The sequence below is a fragment of the Halomonas sp. THAF5a genome (genome assembly GCF_009363755.1).
Classification (GTDB): Bacteria; Pseudomonadota; Gammaproteobacteria; order Pseudomonadales; family Halomonadaceae; genus Halomonas.
The window spans coordinates 3,296,564-3,320,678 of record NZ_CP045417.1 but is presented as its reverse complement, the minus strand read 5'-3'; the positions used below and the strand labels follow the sequence as shown (position 1 = coordinate 3,320,678).

26 protein-coding genes are annotated in these 24,115 nt (G+C 71.1%); 19 read left to right on the top strand and 7 right to left on the bottom strand.

What is annotated here, in order from left to right:
- Positions 1-169 precede the first annotated feature (169 nt).
- Genes FIU83_RS15005 through FIU83_RS17495 form a run of 3 tightly spaced genes read right to left on the bottom strand, consistent with a single transcriptional unit; the run spans position 170 to position 1,787 of the window.
- Complete coding sequence (locus tag FIU83_RS15005; protein ID WP_152484792.1) at positions 170-994, bottom strand: DUF1206 domain-containing protein; 825 nt, start codon at positions 992-994, stop codon at positions 170-172.
- Positions 995-1,033: 39 nt separating this feature from the next.
- On the bottom strand, positions 1,034-1,642 hold the full coding sequence (locus tag FIU83_RS15000) for an exopolysaccharide biosynthesis protein (RefSeq protein WP_152484791.1): 609 nt from the start codon (positions 1,640-1,642) through the stop codon (positions 1,034-1,036).
- Positions 1,632-1,787: a hypothetical protein gene (locus tag FIU83_RS17495; RefSeq protein WP_172976100.1), complete on the bottom strand. Its 156-nt coding sequence runs from the start codon at positions 1,785-1,787 to the stop codon at positions 1,632-1,634. Before FIU83_RS17495 ends, FIU83_RS15000 begins: the two co-directional genes overlap by 11 nt.
- Positions 1,788-1,998: 211 nt before the next feature.
- Here FIU83_RS17495 and rnk point away from each other — a divergent pair, with 211 nt between their 5' ends.
- The 3 genes from rnk to FIU83_RS14985 all read left to right on the top strand — a co-directional run bounded on the left by rnk (position 1,999) and on the right by FIU83_RS14985 (position 4,451).
- Positions 1,999-2,412: a nucleoside diphosphate kinase regulator gene (gene rnk / locus FIU83_RS14995; RefSeq protein WP_152484790.1), complete on the top strand. Its 414-nt coding sequence runs from the start codon at positions 1,999-2,001 to the stop codon at positions 2,410-2,412.
- Between the two features lie 28 nt (positions 2,413-2,440).
- On the top strand, positions 2,441-3,058 hold the full coding sequence (locus FIU83_RS14990; RefSeq protein ID WP_152484789.1) for a LysE family translocator: 618 nt from the start codon (positions 2,441-2,443) through the stop codon (positions 3,056-3,058).
- 172 nt (positions 3,059-3,230) lie between these two features.
- Positions 3,231-4,451 (top strand): EAL domain-containing protein, encoded by a 1,221-nt coding sequence (locus FIU83_RS14985; protein WP_152484788.1) that lies wholly within the window; start codon positions 3,231-3,233, stop codon positions 4,449-4,451.
- Here the strand turns inward: FIU83_RS14985 and FIU83_RS14980 are convergent.
- Entirely contained in the window at positions 4,391-6,070 is a 1,680-nt protein-coding gene (locus FIU83_RS14980; RefSeq protein WP_152484787.1) for an acyl-CoA dehydrogenase family protein, read from the bottom strand. The two genes, FIU83_RS14985 and FIU83_RS14980, sit on opposite strands and share 61 nt — an antisense overlap.
- 121 nt (positions 6,071-6,191) lie before the next feature.
- On the opposite strand from FIU83_RS14980, the gene FIU83_RS14975 reads away from it, so the two are divergent.
- From FIU83_RS14975 to FIU83_RS14955, 5 genes are all read left to right on the top strand, one after another.
- Entirely contained in the window at positions 6,192-6,752 is a 561-nt protein-coding gene (locus tag FIU83_RS14975; protein WP_152484786.1) for an NUDIX hydrolase, read from the top strand.
- Positions 6,749-7,675, top strand: coding sequence for a MoxR family ATPase (locus FIU83_RS14970; protein ID WP_152484785.1), 927 nt, complete (start codon positions 6,749-6,751; stop codon positions 7,673-7,675). The genes FIU83_RS14975 and FIU83_RS14970 overlap by 4 nt, the downstream gene beginning before the upstream one ends.
- Before the next feature lie 5 nt (positions 7,676-7,680).
- The gene (locus FIU83_RS14965; RefSeq protein WP_152484784.1) at positions 7,681-8,628 is read left to right on the top strand and encodes a DUF58 domain-containing protein; all 948 of its coding nucleotides are present in this window, start codon (positions 7,681-7,683) and stop codon (positions 8,626-8,628) included.
- Complete coding sequence (locus tag FIU83_RS14960; RefSeq protein WP_172976099.1) at positions 8,625-10,736, top strand: DUF3488 and transglutaminase-like domain-containing protein; 2,112 nt, start codon at positions 8,625-8,627, stop codon at positions 10,734-10,736. Before FIU83_RS14965 ends, FIU83_RS14960 begins: the two co-directional genes overlap by 4 nt.
- A 64-nt stretch (positions 10,737-10,800) precedes the next feature.
- The gene (locus FIU83_RS14955; protein ID WP_152484782.1) at positions 10,801-11,286 is read left to right on the top strand and encodes a glutathione peroxidase; all 486 of its coding nucleotides are present in this window, start codon (positions 10,801-10,803) and stop codon (positions 11,284-11,286) included.
- 103 nt (positions 11,287-11,389) lie between these two features.
- Here the strand turns inward: FIU83_RS14955 and FIU83_RS14950 are convergent, their stop codons facing one another.
- Positions 11,390-11,776 carry a hypothetical protein gene (locus FIU83_RS14950; protein ID WP_152484781.1) on the bottom strand — a complete coding sequence of 129 codons (387 nt, stop codon included), beginning with the start codon at positions 11,774-11,776 and terminating at the stop codon, positions 11,390-11,392.
- A 201-nt stretch (positions 11,777-11,977) separates the two neighbouring features.
- On the opposite strand from FIU83_RS14950, the gene fabV reads away from it, so the two are divergent.
- The 5 genes from fabV to FIU83_RS14925 all read left to right on the top strand — a co-directional run bounded on the left by fabV (position 11,978) and on the right by FIU83_RS14925 (position 15,960).
- The gene (fabV, locus tag FIU83_RS14945) at positions 11,978-13,186 is read left to right on the top strand and encodes an enoyl-ACP reductase FabV (protein ID WP_152484780.1); all 1,209 of its coding nucleotides are present in this window, start codon (positions 11,978-11,980) and stop codon (positions 13,184-13,186) included.
- A gap of 62 nt (positions 13,187-13,248) precedes the next feature.
- Positions 13,249-13,464 (top strand): hypothetical protein, encoded by a 216-nt coding sequence (locus FIU83_RS14940; protein WP_152484779.1) that lies wholly within the window; start codon positions 13,249-13,251, stop codon positions 13,462-13,464.
- A gap of 101 nt (positions 13,465-13,565) precedes the next feature.
- Positions 13,566-14,567: a GlxA family transcriptional regulator gene (locus tag FIU83_RS14935; RefSeq protein ID WP_172976098.1), complete on the top strand. Its 1,002-nt coding sequence runs from the start codon at positions 13,566-13,568 to the stop codon at positions 14,565-14,567.
- Positions 14,568-15,088: 521 nt separating this feature from the next.
- A complete protein-coding gene (locus FIU83_RS14930; RefSeq protein ID WP_152484778.1) occupies positions 15,089-15,601 on the top strand; it encodes a DUF417 family protein in 513 nt (170 codons plus the stop codon).
- Between the two features lie 134 nt (positions 15,602-15,735).
- Entirely contained in the window at positions 15,736-15,960 is a 225-nt protein-coding gene (locus FIU83_RS14925; protein ID WP_152484777.1) for a hypothetical protein, read from the top strand.
- A 259-nt stretch (positions 15,961-16,219) separates the two neighbouring features.
- On the opposite strand, the gene FIU83_RS14920 is transcribed toward FIU83_RS14925, so the two are convergent.
- Positions 16,220-17,128: a DMT family transporter gene (locus tag FIU83_RS14920; protein ID WP_152484776.1), complete on the bottom strand. Its 909-nt coding sequence runs from the start codon at positions 17,126-17,128 to the stop codon at positions 16,220-16,222.
- Positions 17,129-17,324: 196 nt separating this feature from the next.
- Here FIU83_RS14920 and FIU83_RS14915 point away from each other — a divergent pair, with 196 nt between their 5' ends.
- Positions 17,325-18,206 carry a LysR substrate-binding domain-containing protein gene (locus FIU83_RS14915; protein WP_152484775.1) on the top strand — a complete coding sequence of 294 codons (882 nt, stop codon included), beginning with the start codon at positions 17,325-17,327 and terminating at the stop codon, positions 18,204-18,206.
- A gap of 46 nt (positions 18,207-18,252) precedes the next feature.
- Here FIU83_RS14915 and FIU83_RS14910 read toward each other — a convergent pair whose 3' ends face one another.
- Positions 18,253-18,885, bottom strand: coding sequence for a class I SAM-dependent methyltransferase (locus FIU83_RS14910; RefSeq protein WP_152484774.1), 633 nt, complete (start codon positions 18,883-18,885; stop codon positions 18,253-18,255).
- A gap of 178 nt (positions 18,886-19,063) precedes the next feature.
- Here FIU83_RS14910 and FIU83_RS14905 point away from each other — a divergent pair, with 178 nt between their 5' ends.
- Genes FIU83_RS14905 through FIU83_RS17490 form a run of 5 tightly spaced genes read left to right on the top strand, consistent with a single transcriptional unit; the run spans position 19,064 to position 24,078 of the window.
- Positions 19,064-20,278, top strand: coding sequence for an aspartate aminotransferase family protein (locus tag FIU83_RS14905; protein WP_152484773.1), 1,215 nt, complete (start codon positions 19,064-19,066; stop codon positions 20,276-20,278).
- Between the two features lie 50 nt (positions 20,279-20,328).
- Positions 20,329-21,417, top strand: coding sequence for an arginine N-succinyltransferase (locus FIU83_RS14900; RefSeq protein ID WP_152484772.1), 1,089 nt, complete (start codon positions 20,329-20,331; stop codon positions 21,415-21,417).
- Positions 21,417-22,463 (top strand): arginine N-succinyltransferase, encoded by a 1,047-nt coding sequence (gene astA / locus FIU83_RS14895; protein WP_152484771.1) that lies wholly within the window; start codon positions 21,417-21,419, stop codon positions 22,461-22,463. The genes FIU83_RS14900 and astA overlap by 1 nt, the downstream gene beginning before the upstream one ends.
- Positions 22,463-23,932: a succinylglutamate-semialdehyde dehydrogenase gene (gene astD, locus FIU83_RS14890; RefSeq protein WP_152484770.1), complete on the top strand. Its 1,470-nt coding sequence runs from the start codon at positions 22,463-22,465 to the stop codon at positions 23,930-23,932. Before astA ends, astD begins: the two co-directional genes overlap by 1 nt.
- A complete protein-coding gene (locus tag FIU83_RS17490; RefSeq protein WP_172975993.1) occupies positions 23,929-24,078 on the top strand; it encodes a hypothetical protein in 150 nt (49 codons plus the stop codon). The genes astD and FIU83_RS17490 overlap by 4 nt, the downstream gene beginning before the upstream one ends.
- The last annotated feature ends 37 nt before the right edge of the window (positions 24,079-24,115 follow it).

The following is a 24,115-nucleotide window of genomic DNA, read 5'->3' as shown; positions in this document are numbered from 1 at the left end:
ATACGGCAGTCCATCTTGACTGTGCTCATCAGAGTTGCCAGAGGCGCTATGCCGTTGGGCGTGCTGGATCCGTTGCGCTGCTGTTACATCTAAATGCCATGATTTTTCGGGACATAGGCACGCATTGGCAGGCCATGTCCTGCCCTCGCCAGCCGCCAGGCCAGCCCGCTCAGTCGATGCGGGTCATCCGGAAGCCGGCGTTGATCAGGCAGTAGAGCCCATAACTGAAGAGCCCGAGGGCCACCGCGCCGAGCAGCCAGGGGCCGAAGGGCTGGGCGGCGAGCACGGCCAGGGCCCCGCCCAGGCCCTGGGCCTCGCTGGGGTCGGTCCGCCAGGCGGCGATGCACAGGAACAGCCCGATGATCATGAAGACCACTCCGCGGGCCGAGAGGCCCCAGCGGGTGATGCCCTCGAAGAGGCGGCGCTGAACGGTGCTCATCTGTCGGTGATGCCAGTTGCCGAGGTAGGTGCGGGCCAGGGCACGCCACAGCTGGCGCAGGCCGATCCCCAGGAACACCAGGCCGACGGCGAAGACCAGGACGACGCCGCCCCGATGGCTCATCAGCAGGGCGGTGCGGTCCTGCGCCGCGGCCTCGCCCGATTCCATCGCCGCATGGCGCAGCAGGTCGAGGCAGTAGGTGCCGAGACTGGCGTGGAGAACGCCGCTGATCGTGAAGCCCAGGCGGGTGACCAGCCCCTTGAGACCGCGGCCGACCTCCTCGGTATCCACCAGTGCCTGCAGCAGCCGCCACAGGGCATAGGCGAACAGCCCGAGGCCGAGCAGCCCCAGCATGGCATCGCCGAAGGGGCGATGGGCCAGCTGGTTGATGGCCGCCTTGGTGCCGGCATGGCCGCCGCCCAGGCCGGCCGCGGCCAGCACGGCCAGGCCCCCGACCAGCAGGTAGACGACGCCCTTGGCGACATAGCCGAGCCGCGCGGCGAGGGCGAGACCGCGCTTGAGGCGTCGCTTGGCGAGGGGATGAGAGGCGTTCATGGGGGCTCCGAGGCGCGGGGTGCCGTCGCGAGGGGGGGCTCAGGCCAGGCCGACGATGACCAGGGCCAGGGTGCCGAAGGTCAGGACATAGCCTAGCAGGGCCATCAGGCCGTCGTGGGCGAGCAGGGCCAGGGCGAACAGCGTCAGGGCGAGCCCCGCGCCGTTGGCGGTGAAGGGCACCACCTCCATGGGCGGCATGGCCAGGGCGATCAGCAGGCTGGTCAGGGCCACGGGGAGGTGCGCCGGCCGGCGAATGAGCAGCGTCAGGCGCGGCTTGAGCAGGCGGTCGACCCAGCGCGCCGGCCGCTCCATCCAACGGACGACCGCGACGAAGCGCGCCCGGGAGACCCGGCGGCGCAGCAGCCAGGACGGCAGCCAGATATGCTCCCGGCCGGCCAGCAACTGCACGGCGGCGAGCACCACCAGCATCGCCATCAGGGTGGGCACGCCGGGAATGTCGCCGATCAGCGGCGCCAGGGTGACGAGCCCCGCCACCAGCAGGAAGGGGGCGAAGGAGCGACGCCCGAGGCTGTCGAGGATCGCTTCGAGGCTCACGCTCTCGGCGTGGCGCCCCGCCTGCTGGACCCGCGCCAGCAGCCGGCTCAGGTCGCCTCCAGTGGGTTCCGGCTCGGCCGCCTCACCGGCCATGGCGCTTGCCCGTCCACAGCAGCAGGCCGCCGAGCAGCAGCAGGGCGGGGCCGACGAAGGCGATGGGGCTCCTTGTATGCCAGCCGATGACCGGCAGCAGGGCGCCGGCGATCAGCAGGGCGAGGGCCAGGGTGCGAACCGTCATGGGCGCTCTCCGTGCGAGTGTCCGACCAGTGTAACGCCCCGATCGCCCGGGCTGCAGTCCCCGCGTGGCCGCCCCGGTGGGGGCTGTCGCCGCCCGACGGGATGGCGTAGAGTAGCCCTGTCACAGTCCTTCGCCTTTCCCTGGCGGAGGACTGTTTTCGTTGGCAACCCCGAAAGCGTGCAATCAACGTTGACGGTGTCCTGGAGGCCTTATGACCATGCGTCCCCCCCTGATCATCAATCGGCTCGATGCCGAGCGGCTGCAGCGCCTCATCGATGCGGCCGATCACGACACCCTGGCGGTGGCCGAGGCCCTCGAGGAGGAGCTGGCGCGGGGCGAGGTCGTCGACCCGGAAGAGGTCCCCGAGGACGTGGTCAGCATGTGCAGCCAGGTGCAGTTCACCGACCTGGACCGCGACCGCCAGATCATCCGCACCCTGGTCTATCCCCATGCGCTGAGCACAACGGAGGATGGCATCTCGGTGATGGCGCCCGTGGGCGCGGCGCTGCTCGGCCTGCGCATCGGCGATACCATCGCCTGGCCGCTGCCGGGCGGTCGCGAATCGCGGCTGCGCATCGACGCCATCCTCTGGCAACCCGAGCGGGAAGGCCAGTTCCACCGCTGAGACGGCCCCTTCGACGATGGAGATCACCATGCCGTTTTCCCTCTGGCTCTCCCTGGCGGCGGTCTGCACCATGGGCGCCATGTCGCCCGGCCCGAGCCTCGCCATGGTGCTGCGCCACACCCTGGGCGGCGGGCGGGTGCCGGGCGTCACGGCGGCGCTCGCCCATGCCCTGGGCGTGGGCCTCTATGCCCTCCTGACGGTCTGGGGGCTGGGCGCGGTGATCGTGCGCCTGCCGACGCTGTTCCAGGCGATCACCTGGGCGGGGGCCGCCTACCTGGCGTGGCTCGGCATCCAGGCGCTGCGCGCCGGCCGGGCAGGCGCCCTGGAGGCCGCGGGCCGCGCCACCAGCCGCCGCCAGGCCGCTCGGGAGGGCATGCTGGTGGCCCTGGCCAACCCCAAGCTGATCCTCTTCTTCATCGCGCTGCTCAGCCAGTTCGTCACGCCGGGGATGAGCCTCGCGGCCAAGGCGCTGGTGGTGGGCACGGCGATGGTCATCGATGCCGGCTGGTACGTGCTGGTGGCGGTGGGCCTGTCGCACTCCCGGGTGCTGCCCTGGCTGCAGGCCCGCGCCCACTGGCTCAATCGCATCACCGGGGTGCTGCTGCTGGCGCTGGCGCTGCGGGTGGTGGCGGGACCGCTGGGCTGAGGGGCCGATCGGCCGCGTCGCTTGAGCGTATGTGGCGTCTGCATCGATCGAGCCCCCTGGCTCAGTCGCTTGGTGGAGGCACAACGTTGATTGGCGTGATGCGCCTTGAACCGTTGAGTCAGGCGTTTTGCTGATAGGCTGGGTACGAGTCTTCTGGCGGAAATCCTCCTGGATGAACGATCTGACGATGCAGGCCTCGCGGCTGGTGGTGGTGCTCGAGGAAGACCCCGATGCCGCCGCCACGCTCTCCCTGCAGCTGCGTGCTCTGGGCATGGAATCTCGCTACTGTCGCCAGGGCCAGCACCTGATCGGCGAGGTCGTGGCGCGCCGCCCACACCTGGTCATCATGGCCCTCGAGTTCGGCCAGCACGACGGCTTCGCCATGCTGCGCCGGCTCGCCGAGAGCGGCTACCGCGGCCGGGTGCTGCTGCTCAGCGGGGTGGAGCGCAAGATCGTGCGCATCGCCGAGCGGCTGGGCCAGGCGCTAGGGCTCGCGATGCTGCCCTCGCTGGGCAAGCCGATGCGCCTGGGTGAGCTGCGCCGGCGCCTCGAGGACCAGGCCGCGGGCGGCGAGCCCGATGCCCTCCCGCCGTGTCGTCTCGAGGAGCTCAACCAGGCCTTCGCCCGCCAGGAGATCACCCTCCACTACCAGCCCCAGTTTGATCTCTCCACCGGTCGCCTGAGCGGCGTCGAGGCGCTGGTGCGCTGGGCCCACCCCGTGGCGGGCCTGCTGGTGCCGGGCCGCTTCCTGCCGCTGCTGACCCCCGACCAGAATCGCCACCTGACCCGCCGCGTGCTGCAGCTGGCCCTGGAGGATGCCCAGCACTGGCGCCGCGCGGGGCTCTCGCTCTCGCTGTCGGTCAACGTTACCGCCGACGACCTGACGTGCCCGGAGCTGCTGGCGCTGGTCAGCGAGGGGCGCCGCTCCCTCGGCGACGCACCGGTGGTGCTGGAGATCACCGAGACCGCGGCCATGGAGGACGAGCTGCTCGGCGGCGAGGTGGCCGCCCGGCTGCACCTGAGCGGCCTGGAGGTCTCGGTGGACGACTTCGGGGTGGGCTTCTCGTCCCTGGCGCGGCTGCAGCTGCTGCCGATCAGCGAGCTCAAGGTCGATCGCAGCTTCGTCAGCCGCCTGCTCGAGGATCCCCAGGACGCCGCCATCGTCGAGGCGGTGGCGCTGCTCGGGCGCCGGCTGGGCATCCGCGTGGTGGCCGAGGGGATCGAGGACCTCGCCTGCCTGCCGCTCCTGGAGCGCTTCGGCTGTACCCACGCCCAGGGCTTCGGCCTGGCGCGGCCGATGCCCGCCGGCGACATCCTGACGCTGGCCCGCGCTCAGTCGCCGATCCGCGCCAGCAGCGCCGCCAGCGGGGCGTCCCCCGGCAGCACGCCGTAGGCCGGGCCGGCCTCGCCGCCTAGCCGCGAGCGGCAGAAGGTCTCGGCCACCGCCGGCGGGCCATGGCGCAGCAGCAGCGCCCCCTGCAGGCACTGGGCGAGGCGCTGGGCCAGCCAGCGGGCGCGGGGCTCGAGCGTCGCCGGCGCCGCGCCGAGCTCCGCCTCCAGGCCGGCCCAGGCGCGATCGAGATCGCCCTGGCGCCCGCGTGCCGCGCGCACCTCCTCGCGCACGGCCTCGAGCGACGCCGGATGGCGCGCCAGCACCCGCAGCAGGTCCAGGCAGATCACGTTGCCCGAGCCCTCCCAGATCGAGTTGACCGGAGCCTCGCGGTAGAGCCGGGCCAGCGGCGCCTCCTCCACGTAGCCGATGCCTCCCAGGCACTCCATGGCCTCGGCCATGAAGGCGGGGGTGCGCTTGTTGTGCCAGTACTTGGCCAGGGTCGGCAGCAGCCGGGCCAGGGCGGCCTCGCTCGCCTCGCCGCGGGCCGCGCCGTCGAAGGCCCGGGCGGCACGCAGCGAAAGCGCCAGGCCTGCCTCCACCTCCACGGCCATGTCGGCCAGCAGCACCCGCATCAGCGGCTGCTCGGCCAGGGCGCGGCCGAAGGCGTGACGCTCGCGCACGTGCCGCCAGGCCTCCACCAGGGCCTGGCGCATCATGCCCACTGGGGCCGTGGCGGCATCGAGCCGGGTCTGCTGGACCATCGCCAGGATGGTGGCGATGCCGCGCCCGGGCTCGCCGATCGCCTTGGCCCAGGCGCCGCGGTACTCGATCTCCGCCGAGGCGTTGGCGCGGTTGCCGCACTTCTCCTTGAGGCGCTGCAGTTCGATGGCGTTGCGCTCGCCGTCCGGCGTGAAGCGCGGCACCAGGAAGCACGAGAGGCCCGCCTCGGTCTGGGCCAGCGTCAGGAAGGCGTCGGACATCGGGGCGCTGCAGAACCACTTGTGGCCGGTCAGCCGCCAGCCGTCCAGGCTCGTTTCGGCTCGCGTGGAAGTGACGAGGGCCTCGGCTCGCGTGGAATTGCTTCGCACGTCGCTGCCGCCCTGCTTCTCGGTCATCGCCATGCCGACGGTCAGCCCGCGCTTCTCGCTGGCCGGCCGTACGCGGGGATCGTAGTCCCAGGCGAGCAAGCCCGGCGCCCAGCGGGCCGCGATCTCGGGTGCCTGGCGCAGCGCCGGCACGGTGGCGTGGGTCATGGTGATCGGGCAGCAGAATCCGGGCTCGGCCTGGGTCAGCAGGTAGAGGGCGGCGACGTGGGCCTGGTGGCCGCCGCGTCCCTCCTCCTGCCAGGCCACGGCGTGCCAGCCATGGTCGATGGCGAGGCGCATCAAGGCGTGATACGCGGGGTGGTAGTGCACCTCGTCGAGTCGGCGGCCATGGCGGTCGAACAGGCGCAGCGCCGGCGGGTGTCGGTTGGCGTCCTCGCCCAGTGCCTGGACCTCGGCGCTGCCGACCTCGCGGCCCAGGGGCGCGAGGCGTTGGCCCACCCAGGCCGGCGCCTCCCGCGCCAGCGCCTCGCCCAGCGGGGCGTCCTCCTTGAGCAGGTCGCGGTCGCCCGGCGGGGCGGGCTGGTTGGTCACCACATGGGTCGCGAGGCGGGTGCGGGCGGGGGCATCGGGCATGGTCGAGCTCCGCGAGAGGGGCCTTGCCTGAGCATGGTCGGCGCCCCCGGGGTGGTCAACGCATGGCGTGACGCCTCGGCCGCGACTGGTTAGGCTGAAGGCAACTTCATCGGAGTCCCCCATGACCGCCCAGCCTTCCCCGGCCGATGCGCCGCCCGAGCCCATCATCGCCGACGAGCAGATCCAGCTGGTGGATCCCCGCAACCGCCCCTGCGGGAGCGCCCCCCGGGCCGCCATGCGACGTTTTCGCTTCTGGCACCGCGCCACCTACATCGTGGTGCGCAATGCCCGCGGCGAGCTCTGCGTGCAGCGGCGCACCCTGACCAAGGAAGTCTTTCCCGGCGGGCTGGACCTGGCCGCTGGAGGCGTGGTCGGGGCCGGCGAGGCGGTGCACGTGGCGGCGCGCCGTGAGCTTGCCGAGGAGCTCGGCATCCGCGGGGTGCCGCTGCGCCACGCCCTGGAGTTCGTGCACGCCGAGCGCGGCAACCACATCTTCGGCAGCGTCTTCCTGGTCGAGCATGACGGGCCGCTGACCCTGCAGGCCGACGAGGTGGCCGACGCCTTCTGGCTGGCGCCCGACGATGCCCTGGCCCTGGAGGACATCACCCCGGACACCCGCCAGGCGGTCGAGGCGCTGCGGGCCGCCGGCGAGCTCGGCGCCCCGCTCGAGGCCGGGTCATGAACCGCCCCGCGCAGCTCGATGATCTGGACGCCCTGCTCGCCACCCTCGAGGGGGTGGTGCTCGGCAAGCCCCGGGAGGTACGCCTGGCCCTCTGCTGCCTGCTGGCTCGCGGCCACCTGCTGATCGAGGACCTGCCGGGCCAGGGCAAGACCACCCTGGCCCAGGCCCTGGCACGGGTCGTCGGGCTCGACATGCAGCGCCTGCAGTTCACCAGCGACCTGCTGCCCGCCGACGTGCTCGGCGTCTCGGTCTTCGATCCCCGGGAGGGGCGCTTTCGCTTCCACCCGGGGCCGATCTTCCATGGCCTGGTGCTCGCCGACGAGGTCAACCGTGCCACGCCCAAGGCCCAGAGCGCGCTGCTCGAGGCGATGGAGGAGGGGCGGGTGAGCGTGGAGGGCGAGACCCGGGCGCTGCCGGATCCCTTCTTCGTCATCGCGACCCAGAACCCCCAGGAGCAGGCCGGCACCTTCGCCCTGCCGGAGTCGCAGCTCGACCGCTTCCTGATGCGCCTCTCGCTGGGCTATCCGGATCCCCGGGCCGAGCGCGAGATCCTGCGCGGCCAGGCCGGGCGGGGACGGCTCGCCGCGCTGCCGGCGCTCCTCGACGCCGAGCGGCTGCGCGCCTGGCAGGCGCGCCTGGACGACATCCACGTGGCCGAGGCGCTGCTCGACTATGTGCAGGCGCTGGCCGCGGCCAGCCGCGAGCGGCCCGAGTCCACCTGGGGGCTCTCCACCCGCGGGGTGCTGGCGCTTCTCCAGGCGGCGCGGGGCTGGGCGCTGCTCGAGGGGCGCGACCATGTGCTGCCCGAGGACGTCCAGGCGGTATGGGTGCCGGTGACGGGCCACCGGCTCAGCAACGGGCCGCGGGAGGAGGGCGAGGCCCTGGCGCGACACCTGCTGACCCGCGTGTCGGTGATGGGGTGAGCGCGATGGCCGAGGGGACGGCCCGTGACGTCCGCCGCGAGCGGCTGCGCCGCTGGTGGCGGGGACGCCTGGCCACCCCGGTCGACGCGCCGCTGCCCCAGCGGCGGCTGTTCCTGATCCCGACGCGCTTCGGCCTGGGCTGGGCGACCCTGGTGGTCGTGCTGCTGCTGTTCGGCATCAACTATCAGAACAACCTGGCCTATGCCCTGGCCTTCTGGCTGTTCGCCATCGCCGTGGTGGCGCTGCTGCGCGGTTGGTTCAACCTGCTCGGGGTCACGCCCGCGCTGCACCTGCCCCGGGACGTTTTCGCCGGCGGCGAGGCGCGCCTTCGCGTGGTGGTGCGGGCCCGCCGCCCGCGCACGGCCCTCGAACTGCGCGTCGATGGCGCCGAGGCCTGGCTGGAGGTCGCCGACGGCGTCGGGGAGGCCGAGCTTTCCCTTCCGACGCCCACTCGCGGCCCTTTCGCCCTGCCCTGGCTTCGTCTCGAGACGCGCTGGCCGCTGGGGCTGGTGCGCGTGGTGGCCTGGGTGAGCCATGACGCCGAGCTGCTGGTCTGGCCACGCCCGCTGGAGGAGGAGGCGCCGTCGGGGCGCCGTCGGGACGCCGACGAGGCGGCCGGCGACTTCGCCGGGCTGCGCCGCTTCCAGCCCGGCGACAGTCCCGGCCAGGTGGCCTGGAAGCAGTGGAGCCGCAGCGGGGTGCTCGCCACCAAGCAGTTCAGCGCGCCGCCCCGCCGCGAATGCTGGCTCGACTACGACGCCTGCCACGGTACCCCGGAGCGACGCCTGTCGCTGCTCTGTGCCCGGGTGCTCACCCTCCACCGTGCCGGGGAGCGCTTCGGCCTGCGGCTGCCGGGCCTGACCCTGGCCCAGGGGGAGGGCGACGGCCAGCGCCGTCGGGCGCTGGATGCGCTGGCCCGTTTCGCGCCGCCGACCGGGGAGGGCGCCGGGTGAGGTCGGCTCGCCCGGCGGCGGGCCCACCCGGGGGGCGCTCGTCGCGGCGCCTGGAGCCCGCGCTGCTGCGCGAGCTCTTCCTCGGCCAGTGCCTGGTGCTGGCGCTGCATCTGGCCTGGATGCCCGCCTGGCTGGCGGCGCTGGCCCTGGCGGTGGCCGGCTTTCGCGGGTGGCAGTGGCGTCGCGGCCTGCCCCGGGTCGGCGTGGTGACGCGGATCGCCGCCGTGGGGGGCCTGGTGCTGGCGCTGCGCTGGGAGTACGGCACCCTCGGCAGCATGGATGGCCTGATCGGCCTGCTGCTCGGCGTCTATCTGCTCAAGCTGCTCGAGACCGAGGACCGTCGCGACGCCCGGGTGGTGGTGATGATCGGCCTGATCGCCACGGTCGTGGCCTTCCTTCATGACCAGGGCGTGCCGATGGCCATCGGGGCGCTGCTGGCGCTCGCCTGGCTGCTGCAGTCGCTGGTACGGCTCGCCGGGGGGCGCGACCCTCGCCAGGCATGGCGGGAGGCGGCCTGGCTGCTGGCGCTCTCAGCGCCGCTGATGGCACTGCTGTTCGTCGCCTTCCCGCGCCTGGGGCCGCTGTGGAGCATGCCGCAGCTGGACCGCGCCGCCACCGGGCTCTCCGACACGATCGCCCCGGGCGACATCGCCGAGCTCTCGCGCAGCGCCGACCGCGCCTTTCGCGCCCGCTTCGAGGGGCCCGAGCCCGCCCCGGGGGAGCGCTACTGGCGGGTCTATACCCTGTCGCACTTCGACGGCGTCCGCTGGTCGCGGGCCTCGCCCGAGCAGCTCGCCGCGACCCTGGAGCGCCCCGTCGAGGCCTTCGCCGGCGTCGGTACGCGCACGCCCTGGCAGGCGCCAGGCGGGACGCGCTTTCGCGCGGAGCTGCTGCTGGAGCCCGATAGCCGCCCCTGGCGCCCCTCCCTGGGCGCGCCGCTCGCCAGCGGCCAGCCCCAGCGCTACCTGGGCGACGGCACCCTGGAGGGACTCGCCGCCCTGAGCTCCCGCGCGCTGCTCAGGCTCGAGAGCAGCGGTGCGGCGCCGGCCCATCCCGATCCCGCCGGGTCGCGCTGGCACCGCCTGCTGCCGGTGGAGGCCAACCCCCGCACCCGGGCGCTGGTCGAGCGGCTCTGGCGCGACAGCGGCGGCGACCCGGACGCCTACCTCCGGGCGATGATGGCGCGCTTCGGCGAAGCGCCCTATCGCTATACGCTCTCGCCGCCGCGGCTCGGCGGCAGCGATCGCGTCGACGACTTCCTGTTCGACACCCGGGCCGGCTACTGCAGCCACTACGCCTCGGCGGCCGCCGTGATGGCGCGCATGGCGGGCATTCCGGCACGGGTGGTGGCGGGCTTCCTGGGCGGCGAGCGCCACCCCGATGGCCACTACACGGTGCGCGACTACGACGCCCATGCCTGGGTGGAGGTCTGGCGCGAGGGGGGCTGGCAGCGCCTGGACCCCACGGCGGTGATCGCGCCGGAGCGTATCGACCGGGGCACCCAGGCGGTCGAGGCGGGGGGCGAGGCCTTCCTGGCCGACGCCCGGTTCTCGGCGCTGCGCCTGCGTGACGTGGGCTGGGCGAACCGCCTGCGCCTGGGCTGGGAGCGGCTGGAATATCGCTGGCAGCGCGGCGTGATCGGCTATCAGCGCGAGTCGCGACGTTCGCTGCTGGCGCAGCTGACGGAGGGCTGGCGGGCGCTCTGGGCCCGGCTGGAGACCTGGCTGCCGGGGCGCGGCGTGCTGGCCACGACCCTGGGGCTGGCGGCGCTGCTGCTGCTGGCGGCGGGCGCCGCGCTGCTGGTGCGCCTGGGCGTGGTGCGCTGGCGGCGTCGGCGGGACGAGCGACGCCTGGTCGGCGCCCTGCAGGCCTGGCTGGCCCGTCGCGGATGGGCGGCGATGCCCGGGGAGTCGCCCGCCGCCCACCTGCGGCGCATCGCCCTCGAGGCCGGCCCGGCGGGCCGCGCCCTCAACGACTGCGCCCACGACCTCGAGCGACTCGCCTACGCCCCGCTCGAGGCGCCGGAGCGGGCCGCGCGCCGGCGCCGGCTGTCGCGGCGGGCGGCCGAGGTGCGCCGCCGCCTGCCGAGGCCGCGACGCGGCGGATAGGGCGGGACTGGCGCCCGGGAAACCGGCGTGGCATCGTAGGAGGCTCAACGAGCGAGCCCGATTGATGACCCTTCACGATCACGACTGTCGCACCCAGGGCGGCCAGCCCTTCAACCTCCGCGCCCTGCGGGGCCAGGTGCTGCTGATCGTCAACGTGGCCAGCCAGTGCGGCTTCACCTCGCAGCTGCGCGACCTCGAGCATCTCTATGTGCGCTATCGCGATCGCGGCTTCACCGTGCTGGCGTTCCCCTGCAACCAGTTCGCCCGTCAGTCGCCGGAGTCGGCGCTGGATTTCAGCCGCTTCGCCGAGCAGGAGTTCGGCGTCTCCTTCCCGCTGATGGAGAAGGTGCGGGTCAACGGCAACGGCGCCCATCCGCTGTTCGTCGAGCTCAAGCGCCAGGCGCCGGGGGTGCTCGGCACCGGGATGATCAAGTGGAACTTCACCAAGTTCCTGGTCGGACGCGACGGCCGGGTGATCCGGCGCTTCTCCCCGCGCGACGGCGAGGTGGCGCTGCGCGCGGCGCTGGAGAGGGCCCTGGACGAGCCCTGACGCCGGCCCCCTGTGTCAGAGTCATGGTCGTCACGCCGCGCTTCACCATCTGCCGGCCTTTCCGTGCGTTCCAGCCCCCTGGCCGAGTCGGGTCATCGTGCGGTCAGGGCGTCTCGCCGCGCTCCACCATCAGCCGGGCGATCAGCTCGTTCCAGCGGTGGCGGGTCATCATGGTGGTCAGCCCCGAGAACAGCGCCCAGCTCTTGCGCCGCCAGCCGGTGAGCCGCAGGTTGTGGGAGACCAGCTGCTGCATCAGCCGGTAGTCGTCGAAGGCGCGCCACTCGCCGGCCACGGACAGCTGATGGCGGGCCATCACCGGAGCGAGCTCCAGGCGGAAGATCCACTCCAGGTCGCGCAGGCTCAGCGCGTGGCGTTCGATCTCGGCGATCATCCGCGCGTAGTCGGTCTCGCGGGGCTCGCGCTCCAGCCACAGCGGGGCCAGCGCGAGCCACAGCTCGCCGCGCTCGTCGACCAGGGTCTGCGCATCCATCCACTCTACTCCTGCCAGGTTTGCCGCTCGGGCGTCGCTTGGCATCCTGCACCAGCCGGGCGGTCGCCTCAAGGGCGGACAGCCGGCGCCCTTGCCGCTAGAATGTGGCCCACTCCGGCACGCCGCAGGCGTGCGTGCCACTCATTCGAGCCCGCCGGCCGTTTCCGGCCCTCGGGTCCGCCAGCAAAAACGAGGTCTGTCGTGATCATCAAGCCCAAGGTTCGCGGTTTCATCTGCACCACCACCCATCCCGTCGGCTGCGAGCAGAACGTGCTCGAGCAGATCGAGGCGACCCGCGCCCGCGGCCTGGACAAGGCCAACGGCCCGAAGAAGGTGCTGGTGATCGGTGCCTCCAGCGGCTATGGCCTGGCGGCGCGCGTCACTGCGGCCTTCGGTTATGGCGCCGACACTCTGGGCGTGTTCTTCGAGAAGCCGGGCACCGAGAAGAAGCCCGGCACCGCCGGCTGGTACAACAGCGCGGCCTTCGACAAGTTCGCCAAGCAGCAAGGCCTCTACAGCAAGTCGATCAACGGCGACGCCTTCAGCCACGAGGCCCGCGAGAAGGCCATCGAGCTGATCCAGCAGGACCTCGGCCAGGTGGATCTCGTGGTCTACTCGCTGGCCTCGCCGGTGCGCAAGCTCCCCGATAGCGGCGAGCTCAAGCGCTCCAGCCTCAAGCCGATCGGCGAGACCTACCGCGCCACCGCCATCGACACCAACAAGGACGCCATCATCGAGGCCGAGGTCGAGCCCGCCACCGAGCAGGAGATCGAGGACACCAAGGCGGTGATGGGCGGCGAAGACTGGGAGCTCTGGATCGAGGCCCTGGATCGTGCCGGCGTGCTGGCCCCGGGCGCCAAGAGCGTGGCCTTCAGCTACATCGGCACCGAGATCACCTGGCCGATCTACTGGCACGGCGCCCTGGGCAAGGCCAAGGAGGACCTGGATCGCGCCGCCGGCGAGATCGACGCGCGTCTCAAGGCCACCGGCGGCGGCGCCAACGTGGCGGTGCTCAAGTCCGTGGTGACCCAGGCCAGCGCGGCCATCCCGGTCATGCCGCTCTACATCGCCATGGTCTACCGGGTGATGAAGGAGCAGGGCCTGCACGAGGGCACCATCGACCAGCTCAACCGCCTGTTCGGCGAGCGGCTCTACCTGGGTGACGGGCAGGGCAGCGCCGCGACCGACGAGGCCGGCCGCCTGCGCCTGGACGACTGGGAGCTGCGTGACGACGTCCAGCAGGCCTGCAAGGACCTGTGGCCCCAGGTGACCACCGAGAACCTCTTCGAGATCACCGACTACGCCGGCTACAAGCACGACTTCCTGAAGCTGTTCGGCTTCGAGCGTGACGACGTGGACTACGACGCCGATGTGAACCCGGTGGCCGACTTCGATGTCGTGAACCTGTAGGACCCGTGCTTTCGAGCGGCGTGCAGGGCGCGGGATCGTTGCCAGAGCGAAGGAGGCGTGCCATGGATACCCGCGACGACAGCAAGACGCCGGAAGAGGAACTCAAGCATCTCAAGGAAGTGAGCCAGCCCGAGGACTACGAGCATCCCGAGCCGGACGCGGAGCAGCCCGAGGCCAAGAGCCCGCCCGGCGCGCTCCCCCGCGTGCTGCCCCTGGTGATCGTGATCCTCGGTCTCGCCGTGGCGGCCATGCTGCTGCTCAGCGGCAACGGTCCCTAGCCCCTCTCGTCCCCGACGGCGGGGCTGTGGATCCCGCCCGGCCTTGGGTAAGATAGGGTCGTTCCCCGTGCCTGCCGGCGCCGACCCAAGGCCAGATCCGCATGCCCGACTCCCTTTCAACGCCACGCCCGACGTCGCTGACCCGCCACGTCGGCGTGGTGGTGCTGCCCGGCTTCTCCCTGCTGGCCGAGGCTTGCGCCACCGAGCCGCTGTTCGTGGCCAACCGGCTGGAGGGGCGCCCGCTCTATCGGCTGACCACCTTCGCCACCGCGGTGGGCCCCGTGGCGAGCGCCTCCCAGCAGGCGCTGATGCCCCAGGCCGCCCTCGGCGAGGTGGATGACCCGCTGGACCTGCTGCTGGTGTGCGCCCCCGGGCCGCTCGCCGGGCGCGTGCCCGAGGCGCTGGTCGACTGGCTCGGCCGCCTCGCCGGCGCCGGGGTGCTGCTGGGCGGCATCGGTGGCGGCACCGAGGTGCTGGCCCGGGCCGGGGTACTCGACGGCTATCGGGCCACGCTGCCCTGGCAGCGCTTCGACGCCGTGGCCGACGACTTCCCCCAGGTGCGTCTCTCGCGCCAGCTCTTCGAGATCGACCGCGACCGCCTGACCTGCGGCGGCGGGACCGCCGCCATGGACATGATGATGACCCTGGTCGGCAGCCAGCACGGCCCGCGGCTCGCCGAGCGCATCTCCGAGCATTTCGTGCTGGAGCGCATCCGCATGGGCGACGAGCCTCAGCAGATGCCGCTGCGCTCGCGGCTCGGCCACGCCCCGGAGAGCCTCGCCGATGCGGTGTCGCTGATGGAGGCCAATATCGAGGAGCCGCTGACCACCCACGAGCTGGCCGAGCACCTGGGTATCTCGCGGCGCCAGCTCGAGCGACTCTTCAAGAAGTACCTCCAGGCGGTGCCCAGTCGCTACTACCTGGACCTGCGCCTGCAGCGGGCGCGTCGCCTGCTGCGCGAGAGCGATCATCCCGCCGGCGAGATCGCCCTGCTGACCGGGTTCTCCTCGGCGGCCCACTTCTCCACTGCCTACCGCAACCACTTCGGCATCACGCCGAGAGAGGAGCGCCTGGGCGACATCGGCGGCGCGTTGCGTCGGTGATCCGCCTGCCGGCCCTGGCCCTCGTCCGGGCCGCTCTTCCCGCCACGTCTTCTCCCCTCCCGATCCGACGCTGCAGTCCCTGACCACCGCTCGCCCGGAACAAGGCCCGATCTTCCTGGGGCGCTTTCCCTTTTACAGGGGGCGTCCATGCGGTCGTACGTCCGAGATGGAGGCGCCGTGTAAGGGGGAGCGTGCGAAGGTGACGAAGTCCGGACACTCGGTTAAGCGATGCCTTGACAAGAGACATTCCAGACGGGAAAGGCGACGGCTGAGATGGCAGGAGAGACGAAAAAATATGGGGGGAGCTGTAAGGGCAAGGTGTCGCATGACACCAAGTACCACCTTGCAGGGCGCAGCGCTGATCGGCACCGGCCTGGCGATGGGTCAGGGGCCTGGCAGCAGGCCGGGGCGCGATGAAGTTCCAGGCGATCGTTCAGGCGAATATGTGGAAGGCGCGGGCCTTCAATACGGCGGACATGGTTTCAATGACCTCACGAAAATCTCTAAGTGGAGAGCAAGACATGAATCGCGACATCCTGTCTCGAGCGGGTTTTTACGTGGCCCTGTATGGCGTGGTGGCCATTCTCTTGTGGATCGGCGTCTTCAAGTATCACCCGGATGAAGCCGCGGCTATCCAGGGTATCGTGGCCAGTTCCCCGCTGATGTCCTGGCTCTATGGCCTTGCCAGTGTCCAGCAGGTGTCCGCCGTTATCGGGACCGTCGAGATCGTGGTCGGCCTGCTCCTGGCGGCCTACCCGGTGTCGAAGAAGGCAGGCCTGGTGGGCGGGGCGCTGGCCAGTGTCATCTTCCTGACCACGGCGAGTTTCCTGTTGACCACGCCGGGCGTGCTCCACGTCAGCAGCCTGTCAGGCAATACGCTGCCCTATCCGTCACTGTTCGGTGGTTTCCTGGCCAAGGACCTGGTGTTGCTGGGCGTGTCACTGGCCATTACCGGCGCCGCCTGGAGGGCCGTTGGCGAAGCGCAGGGCGAGCAGGGTGGCACCCCGGCCGTGCGCGAGAACCTGGCGGGTTGAGGCGAAAGGCAGGAGGAGGGAGTTCGAAACCCAGCAGGCAAGACGGTTGTTCGGTTGTTAAAAGAAGTGTGACTGACATTGACGCATCCCTCATGGGCAAAGATGAACGTCCCCGTGATACCAAGGAGAATGAGATGAAGACCAAGACGATGTTTTCTGCCGTAATGGCCTCCATGCTGGTCGCCGGCACCGCTTACGCCATGGACTCTGCCACCCTGCAGGAGCGCATGCAGAAGATCGAGCAGCGCAGCGACACGGCCCTCGAAGAGCGCAAGGTGGAAGTGCTCGAACAGGAGGTGGCGGAGCTGAAAGCGCTGCTGGAGGAGACCCTCGTGGCCCTCGAGGCAGCCAACATGTAACCCTTCCAGCCGTCGATATTCGAGGCGGCAAGCGTCGAGAGAAAAGGCTCACCCCCGTGGTGAGCCTTTGCGCGTTGAGCCTGCCAAGCCGGTGGCGGATGGTCCCTCGGTCAGGGCTGACAATCCGGTGGGGCGTTCGGCATCTCGTCAGGCGACGAGGCGTCCGGTCCACGGCCTTGTGTCCGGTACGTCACCCTGTCCGGCCGGCAAGCTGCTGCCTCCTGCTGGCGCCTGCGATGGAACGCCGCCAGGGTCGCCCCTACTCCTTGGCCTGGTACGGCATGGGCGCAGAGGCGTTGCGGCGCTTGCCCGTCTGGATCAGCACCACGCCCCCCAGGATCAGGCCCAGCGCGAGGATGAGGGGGACGGTGATGTCCTCACCGACCGCGGCGCCGATGATCACGGCCACCAGCGGCGCGATGTAGGTGGCGCCTGCGGCCTGCACGGAGCCGAGCCTTTCGATGATGAAGTAGTAGGTGAAGAAGGCCACGCCGGTGCCCAGCATGCCCAGGCCGACGACGGCGCCCAACAGGGCGCGTGGGTCTCCCGCGATGGCCGTCATGCCGTCGAAGTTGGTCAGTATCAGCAGGGTCAGAAGGGCGAGCCCCGTCTGCCAGGTCGCCAGGGCCAGCGGGGGCAGTTGCAGCGGCGACAGGAACCGCTGGGCGTAGACGAATGACACCCCTAGGCTCAGCGTCCCGGCCAGCATCCAGAGGACCCCGGTGAACGCGACACCCTCGGTGCCCTCCCAGGGACGGGCGCTCAGCGCAATGCCGATGAAGCCCAGGGCAACGCCGGCCGCCATCTGGCCGGTCGGGCGATCCTGGCGCAGGAACAGGACGGCGCAGAGGAAGGTGAAGATAGGGATCGAACCGCTCAGCAGTCCGGCCATGCTCGATGGCAGCCGCGCGGTACCGGCCACGAAGCCGTAGTAGTAGAAGGTCGTCGCCAGCACCGACATGACCGCGAAGTGCGGCAGATGGCGCAACTGATCACGCGTCAGGACCCTGGCTCGCCAGGCCACCAGGGCCAGGGGAAGGAAGCCGAACAGCACACGCAGGAATACCGTCTGTGTCGGCGAGATCACATCGGTGGCCCACTTCATGAAGATGAAGTTCGAGCCCCAGATGATGCCAAGCGCAGCGAGCGCAGCATAGGCACGTAACATGGCGTTCTCCTTGAGCAAGAGCGCAACGAGCGCCTCCCTGGGGCAGGGGGCGCGTGGCAGCGCGGAGACAGGACCATCGGAGGGAGCGGGTCACGCCCCCTTCGGTGAATGTCTGGCGGCATTGTGCCAAGTGACCGCTGACGTTTCGCGTGATGAATAAACGTGCCAGGCTGTAGAAAAACTCCAGGCTATTGTCATGACGCCCTCCCGCCGCAAGCTCCCCCCTCTCAATGCCCTGCGTGCCTTCGAGGTCTCGGGCCGCCGACGGAGTTTCCGGGCCGCCGCCGATGAGCTGGGTGTCACCCAGGGTGCCGTCGCGCAGCAGGTGCGCGCCCTGGAAGCGCACCTGGACCAGGCCCTGTTCCAGCGCCTGCCGCGCGGCCTCGCCCTGACGCCCCAGGGCGCGGCCTACCTGACGGACGTGACCCGCGCCTTCGATACGCTCGGGGACGCCACCGGACGGCTGCTGGAGCGACCGGAGACGATCACGATCAGCGTGGCGCCGACCTTCGCCACGAAGCTGCTGATCCCTCGTCTCGCCGAGCTGAACGCCGCGCTACCCGGCGTGGCATTGCGCACGGTGGCCACCGAGGCGCTCTCCGATTTCGAGCGCGACCAGGTGGACATCGCGGTGCGGCTCACCCGGCCTCCGTTTCCATCCAGACTGGAGGCCGAGTTGCTGTTTCACCAGGAGCTGGTCGCGGTCGCGAGCCCCCATCTGGTCAAGGCGTCAGCGCTCCCCCTCTCTGCCGAGCGGCTGCGGGAGCTTCCGCTCTTGCATGACGCGCACGATCATTGGCCGAGGTTTCTGCGTGCCGACGGACCACTGCCCGGTGCGGTCTTCAATCAGACGACACTGGCGCTGGACGCCGCCCTGGCGGGCCAGGGCATCGCCTTGGCATGCCGGGCGTTCGTGACGGGAGATCTCGCGGCCGGGCGCCTGGTGCAGGTCACGGGGGAGTCCATGATCGAAGCGCCCAGCTATTATCTCGTGCGCCAGCGGTCATCCCTGTCTCTCGCCCGGCAAGATGCGGTATGGGACTGGTGCCTGGCGCGGCTCTCGCTCCCTGCCGAGTAGCGGGACGGGCCATCGCCTTCGGGTGACGCGGGCTCCGCGGCGTCGATCAGCCGTCAGCCGGCCGCGCCTTGCAGGCCAGCAGGGCGCGGAAGAGCGTGCCCATCATGACCGGAGTGTCCTGCTCGATGGTGAAGCCGGCGCTCGCCAGCAGCGGCCGGGCCTGGCGGGTGATGTCGGTGGCGATGGCCGAGGTGAGGAGATTGAGGCCGCGGCGCGGCAGGCTCGCCGGGCGAGCGTCGGCCTGGAACTTGTCCATCACGCAGAGCTGCCCCTCGCCCCTCAGCACCCGGTGGGCCTCGGCCAGGCCCCGAGCCGGGTCGGGCATCACCGCCAGGATCAGGTGCATCACCACCACGTCGAAGTGCCCGTCGGGGTAGTCGAGCCTTTCGGCGTCCATCGTCTCGGCCTGGACGTCACGGCCGAGCCGCTCGGCGCGGTGCACCAGGCGCCGCACCATGCGCGGCGCGAGGTCGGTGGCGTGCAGCTCGATGTCCCGGGGCAGCCAGGGCAGGTCGAGTCCGGTGCCGGCGCCGACCAGCAGCACCCGCATGCCGGGGCGCCAGTCCACCTGGGCGAGGGCCCGGCGGCGCGCCGCGCGAAAGGCCCGCTCGGCCACCAGGTCATAGACGGGCGCGTAGAGGCCGTAGCGGATCCGGTTCCAGGCCGTGGTGTTGAGCATGTGGGGCTCCTGCGGATGGATCCCTTCAGCCTACTCCATCCCGTCTCGGTCGTGGGGGCGTCATGGCCGCCGCTACCTTTTACACAACTCCCCGTCCCATTGCTGAAAGCCCCCCGTCGCGCCGCTCCCTATACTCGAGGTATTGCCAGAATCCCTCATTCCGACCATGGAGAGCGACATGAGCCAGACCCCGACCCGCGCCGACTTCGACCAGTACATGGTGCCCAACTACGCCCCCCAGAAGGCGATCCCGGTGCGCGGCGAGGGGAGCCGCCTGTGGGACCAGGAGGGCCGCGAGTACATCGACTTCGCCGGCGGCATCGCCGTCAACGCCCTCGGTCACTGCCACCCGGTGCTGGTCGACGCCCTCACCGAGCAGGCCCACAAGGTCTGGCACCTGGCCAATGTCTACACCAACGAGCCGGCCCTGAAGCTCGCCCGGGCGCTCGTCGAGCGCACCTTCGCCGACAAGGTGTTCCTCTGCTCCTCCGGCGGCGAGGCCAACGAGGCGGCGCTCAAGCTGGCGCGCCGCTGGGCCTACAACGAGCACGGCGAGCACAAGGACAAGATCATCTCCTTCCGCCAGTCGTTCCACGGCCGCACCTTCTTCACCGTCAGCGTCGGCGGCCAGCCCAAGTACTCCCAGGGCTTCGGGCCGATCCCCGGCGGCATCCTGCACGCCGAGTTCAATGACCTCGAGGCGGTGCGCGAGCTGATGGGCGACGACACCTGCGCGGTGATGGTCGAGCCGATGCAGGGCGAGGGCGGCATCGTGCCCGCCACCCAGGAATTCCTCGAGGGGCTGCGCGCGCTGTGCGACGAGCACCAGGCGCTGCTGATCTTCGACGAGGTGCAGACCGGCGTCGGCCGCAGCGGCTCGCTCTTCGCCTACATGGAGTACGGCGTGACCCCGGACATCCTGACCAGCGCCAAGTCGCTGGGCGGCGGTTTCCCGGTGGGCGCCATGCTGACCACCGACGCCATCGCCCCGGCCATGGCCATCGGCACCCACGGTTCCACCTACGGCGGCAACGCCTTGGCCTCCGCCGTGGCCCTGGCCGCGGTGGAGTACATCGACACCCCCGAGGTGCTCGAGGGCGTCAAGCGCCGTCACGACCTCTTCCGTGAGCACCTCGAGGCGATCAACCGCAAGTACGGCGTGTTCAAGGAGGTGCGCGGCATGGGCCTGCTGATGGGCGCCCAGATGTCTGCCGACTACGAGGGCCGCGCCAAGGACATCCTGCCGCTGGCCATCGAGGAGGGCGTGATGGCGCTGATCGCCGGGCCCAACGTGCTGCGCATGGCGCCGTCTCTGGTTATTCCCGAGGCGGACATTCGCGAAGGCATGGCGCGCCTCGAGCGGGCGGTGGCGCGGCTGGTGGCCGAGCAGTGAACCGCGGCTCCGCCCTGCGCGACGAACCATCCCCCATCGGAGATCCTGCCATGCTGGTCATTCGTCCCGTTCGCCCGGCGGACCTGCCGTCCCTGGAGCGGCTGGCCGGCAGCGCCACGCCGCGGCTGACCAACCTGCCGGCCCATCGCGACCGCCTCGAGGAGCGCATCGCGCGCTCCCAGCGCGCCTTCGCCGGCGACATCGAGGCGCCCGGCGACGAGCACTACATCTTCGTGCTCGAGGACCTGGAGCGCGGCGAGGTGGCCGGCACCGCCACCATCCGCGCCCAGGCCGGCGCCCGCGAGGCCTACTACACCTATCGCCAGGAGACGCTGATCCACGCCTCCCAGCAGCTCGACGTGCGCCGCGAGGTGCCGACCCTGGCGCTCTCCCACGAGGTCTCCGAGGCGACCCTGCTCTGCGCGCTGTCGCTGGACGCCCGTTACAAGGGCACCAGCGCCGAGAGCCTGCTGCGCCGCGCGCGGCTGATGTTCATCAGCCAGTACCCCGAGCGTTTCGCCGACCTGCTGGCCATGGCCTTCCCGGGCTACCTGGACGGGCAGGGCGAGTCGCCGTTCTGGAACAGCGTGGGGCGCCACTTCTTCGTGCGTGACTACCAGGAGATCAACTACTTCGCCGGGGTGCGCTCGAAGAGCTTCGTCGCCGAGGTGATGCCGCAGTTCCCGCTCTACCTGGCGCTGCTCACGCCCCAGGCCCGCGCCGCCATCGGCCGCGAGCATCCCGACCACGAGTCGGCGATGAACGAGATGCTGGCCGAGGGCTTCCTGCGCAGCCGCCACGTGGACATCTTCGACGCCGGCCCGGTGATCAAGGGCGAGCGCGAGCGCCTGGCGAGCTTTCGCCGCGCCGCCTGGCACCCGGTGCGCATCCGCCCGGCCCACGCGCTGCCCGACGCCGAACCGGCGATGATCGCCAACCAGCGGCTGGAGGACTTCCGCTGCGTGGTGGCGCGCTATGCGCTGTCGCCCACCGGCCAGCTGATGCTCTCGCCCGAGCACGCCGAGCTTCTGGGCGTCGAGGAGGGCCGTGCCGTGCTGGCCGCGCCCCTGGCGCTGCCCGGGTTCGGTGACGCGAGTACCGATGCCGACGAACCGGGCTATGACGAGGGAGAGCTGTGATGCGCATGAGACCGATCGTCGAGACCGACATCGACGAACTCCAGGCCCTGGCCCGGGAGACCGGCGTGGGCTTCACCTCGCTGCCCGACAATCGCGAGTTCCTGGCCGCCCGGATCGCCTCCACGATGAGCGCCTTCGAGGAGCGCACCCCGGTGGACCAGCGGCTCTACTTCTTCGTGCTGGAGGACGAGGAGACCGGCCGGCTGGCCGGCTGCTGCGCCATCGAGGGCCAGGTGGGACGCGAGACGCCGTTCTACCACTACCGTCTCGGCACCCTGGCGCACTCCTCGGTGCAGCTCGACCTGCACCGTACCATCGACACCCTCTTCCTGAGCTCCGACCACACCGGCGACGCCGAGGTGGCCTCGCTGTTCCTCCGGCCCGAGTACCGCGGCGGCGACCCCCGCCACCAGCGCAACGGGGCGCTGCTCTCGATGATGCGCTGGCTGTTCATGGCCGAGTTCCGCGACCGCTTCCCCGAGAAGGTGCTGGCCGAGATGCGCGGCGTCTTCGACGAGCGCGGCAGAAGCCCCTTCTGGGAGTGCCTGGGCAGCCACTTCTTCCCGCTGGACTTCGACGAGGCGGACAAGCTCACCGGGCTCGGCCAGAAGAGCTTCATCGGCGAGCTGATGCCCAAGTTCCCGATCTACACCCCCTTCCTCAGCGAGGAGGCGCGGGCCTGCATCGGCCAGGTCCATGAACACACCCGCCCGGCGCTGGCCATGCTCAAGAAGCAGGGGCTGCGCTGGGAGGGCTACATCGACATCTTCGACGGCGGTCCCACCGTCGAGGCCTACATCGACGACGTGCGCGGCGTGCGGCTGTCGCGGCGCTGCTGGGTGGAGGTGAAAGCCGGCACCCTCGAGGCGACGCCGCGCCCGCGCTGGCTGGCGGCCACCACCTCGATGACCGGCTTCCGGGCCGCCTGGCTGGGCCGAGGCCCGGACGAGCAGGGCGTGGTGACCCTCGACGAGGCCGAGGCGCGTCGGCTCGAGGTCGCGTCCGGCGACACCCTGCGCATACTGGATACCGAGGAGGAGGCGTGATGAAGGCAACAGAACAGCTGCTGATCGGCGGCACCTGGCAGGCAGGGCGCGGCGAGGTCATCGCCAAGCGCGATCCGGTCTCCGACGCGCGCCTCTGGGAGGGCCAGGCGGCCGACGAGGCCCAGGTGGACGCCGCCGTGGCGGCCGCCCGCGAGGCCTTCCCGGCCTGGGCCCGCACCCCCTTCGCCGAGCGCCAGGCGCTGGTCGAGCGCTTCCGCGAGGTGCTCGAGACCCATCGTGAGGATCTCGCCACCACCATCGCCCACGAGACCGGCAAGCCCCTCTGGGAGGCGCGCACCGAGATCGGCGCGATGATCGGCAAGGTGGCGATCTCCCTGCGCGCCTACCAGGAGCGCACCGGGGAGCGCAGCCGCGACCTCGGCGACGCCACCGCCGTGCTGCGCCACCGCCCCCACGGCGTGATGGCGGTGTTCGGCCCCTACAACTTCCCCGGCCACCTGCCCAACGGCCACATGGTCCCGGCGCTGCTGGCCGGCAACAGCGTGGTCTTCAAGCCCAGCGAGCAGACCCCGCTGACCGCCGACCTCACCCTGCAGTGCTGGCAGGAGGCCGGGCTGCCCGACGGGGTGATCAACCTCGTCCAGGGCGCGGCCGCCACGGGCCAGGCGCTCTCGGCGCACCCCGGCATCGACGGCCTGCTGTTCACCGGCAGCGCCCGGGTGGGCGGCATCCTGCACCGCCAGTTCGCCGACCAGTTCGACAAGATCCTGGCCCTGGAGCTCGGCGGCAACAACCCGCTGGTGGTCAAGGACGTGCCCGACCAGGAGGCCGCCGTGCTGACCATCCTGCAGTCGGCCTTCCTCTCCGGCGGCCAGCGCTGCACCTGCGCCCGGCGGCTGATCGTCCCCGAGGGCCAGGTGGGCGATCACCTGCTCGACGCCCTCAGTGACGCCATCTCGCGGCTTCACGTGGCCGACCAGTTCTGCGAGCCGGCGCCCTTCTACGCGGGGCTGGCCAACGTGGCGGCGGCCGACGGCCTGCTCGCGGCCCAGGAGGACCTGGAGGCGCGCGGCGGCACGGTGCTCTCGCGCATGGAGCGCCTGGAGCCCGGCACCAGCCTGCTCAGCCCCGCGCTGATCGACGTCACCGGCCTCGAGGTGCCCGACGAGGAGCACTTCGGCCCGCTGCTCAAGGTCTACCGCTATCGCGACTGGGACGAGGCCCTGCGCCTGGCCAACGACACTCGCTACGGTCTCTCCGCGGGGCTGATCGGCGGCGAGCGTGACGACTGGGACGACTTCCTGCTGCGCATCCGCGCCGGCATCGTCAACTGGAACCGCCAGACCACCGGCGCCTCCGGCGACGCGCCCTTCGGCGGCGTGGGCGCGAGCGGCAACCACCGCCCCAGCGCCTACTACGCGGCCGACTACTGCGCCTATCCCGTGGCCTCCATAGAGAGCGAGGCGCTGAGCCTGCCCGACAAGCTGCCGCCGGGGGTGACGCTATGACTCGGATACTGATACCCATCGCTCCGCAGGCGCTCCCAGCGCGCTCTTACAAGACCGCCGCGGACTACTGCGCCTATCCGGTGGCCTCCATGGAGAGCGAGGCGCTGAGCCTGCCCGACAAGCTACCGCCGGGGGTGACGCTGTGACTCGGATACTAATACCCATCGCTCCGCAGGCGCTCCC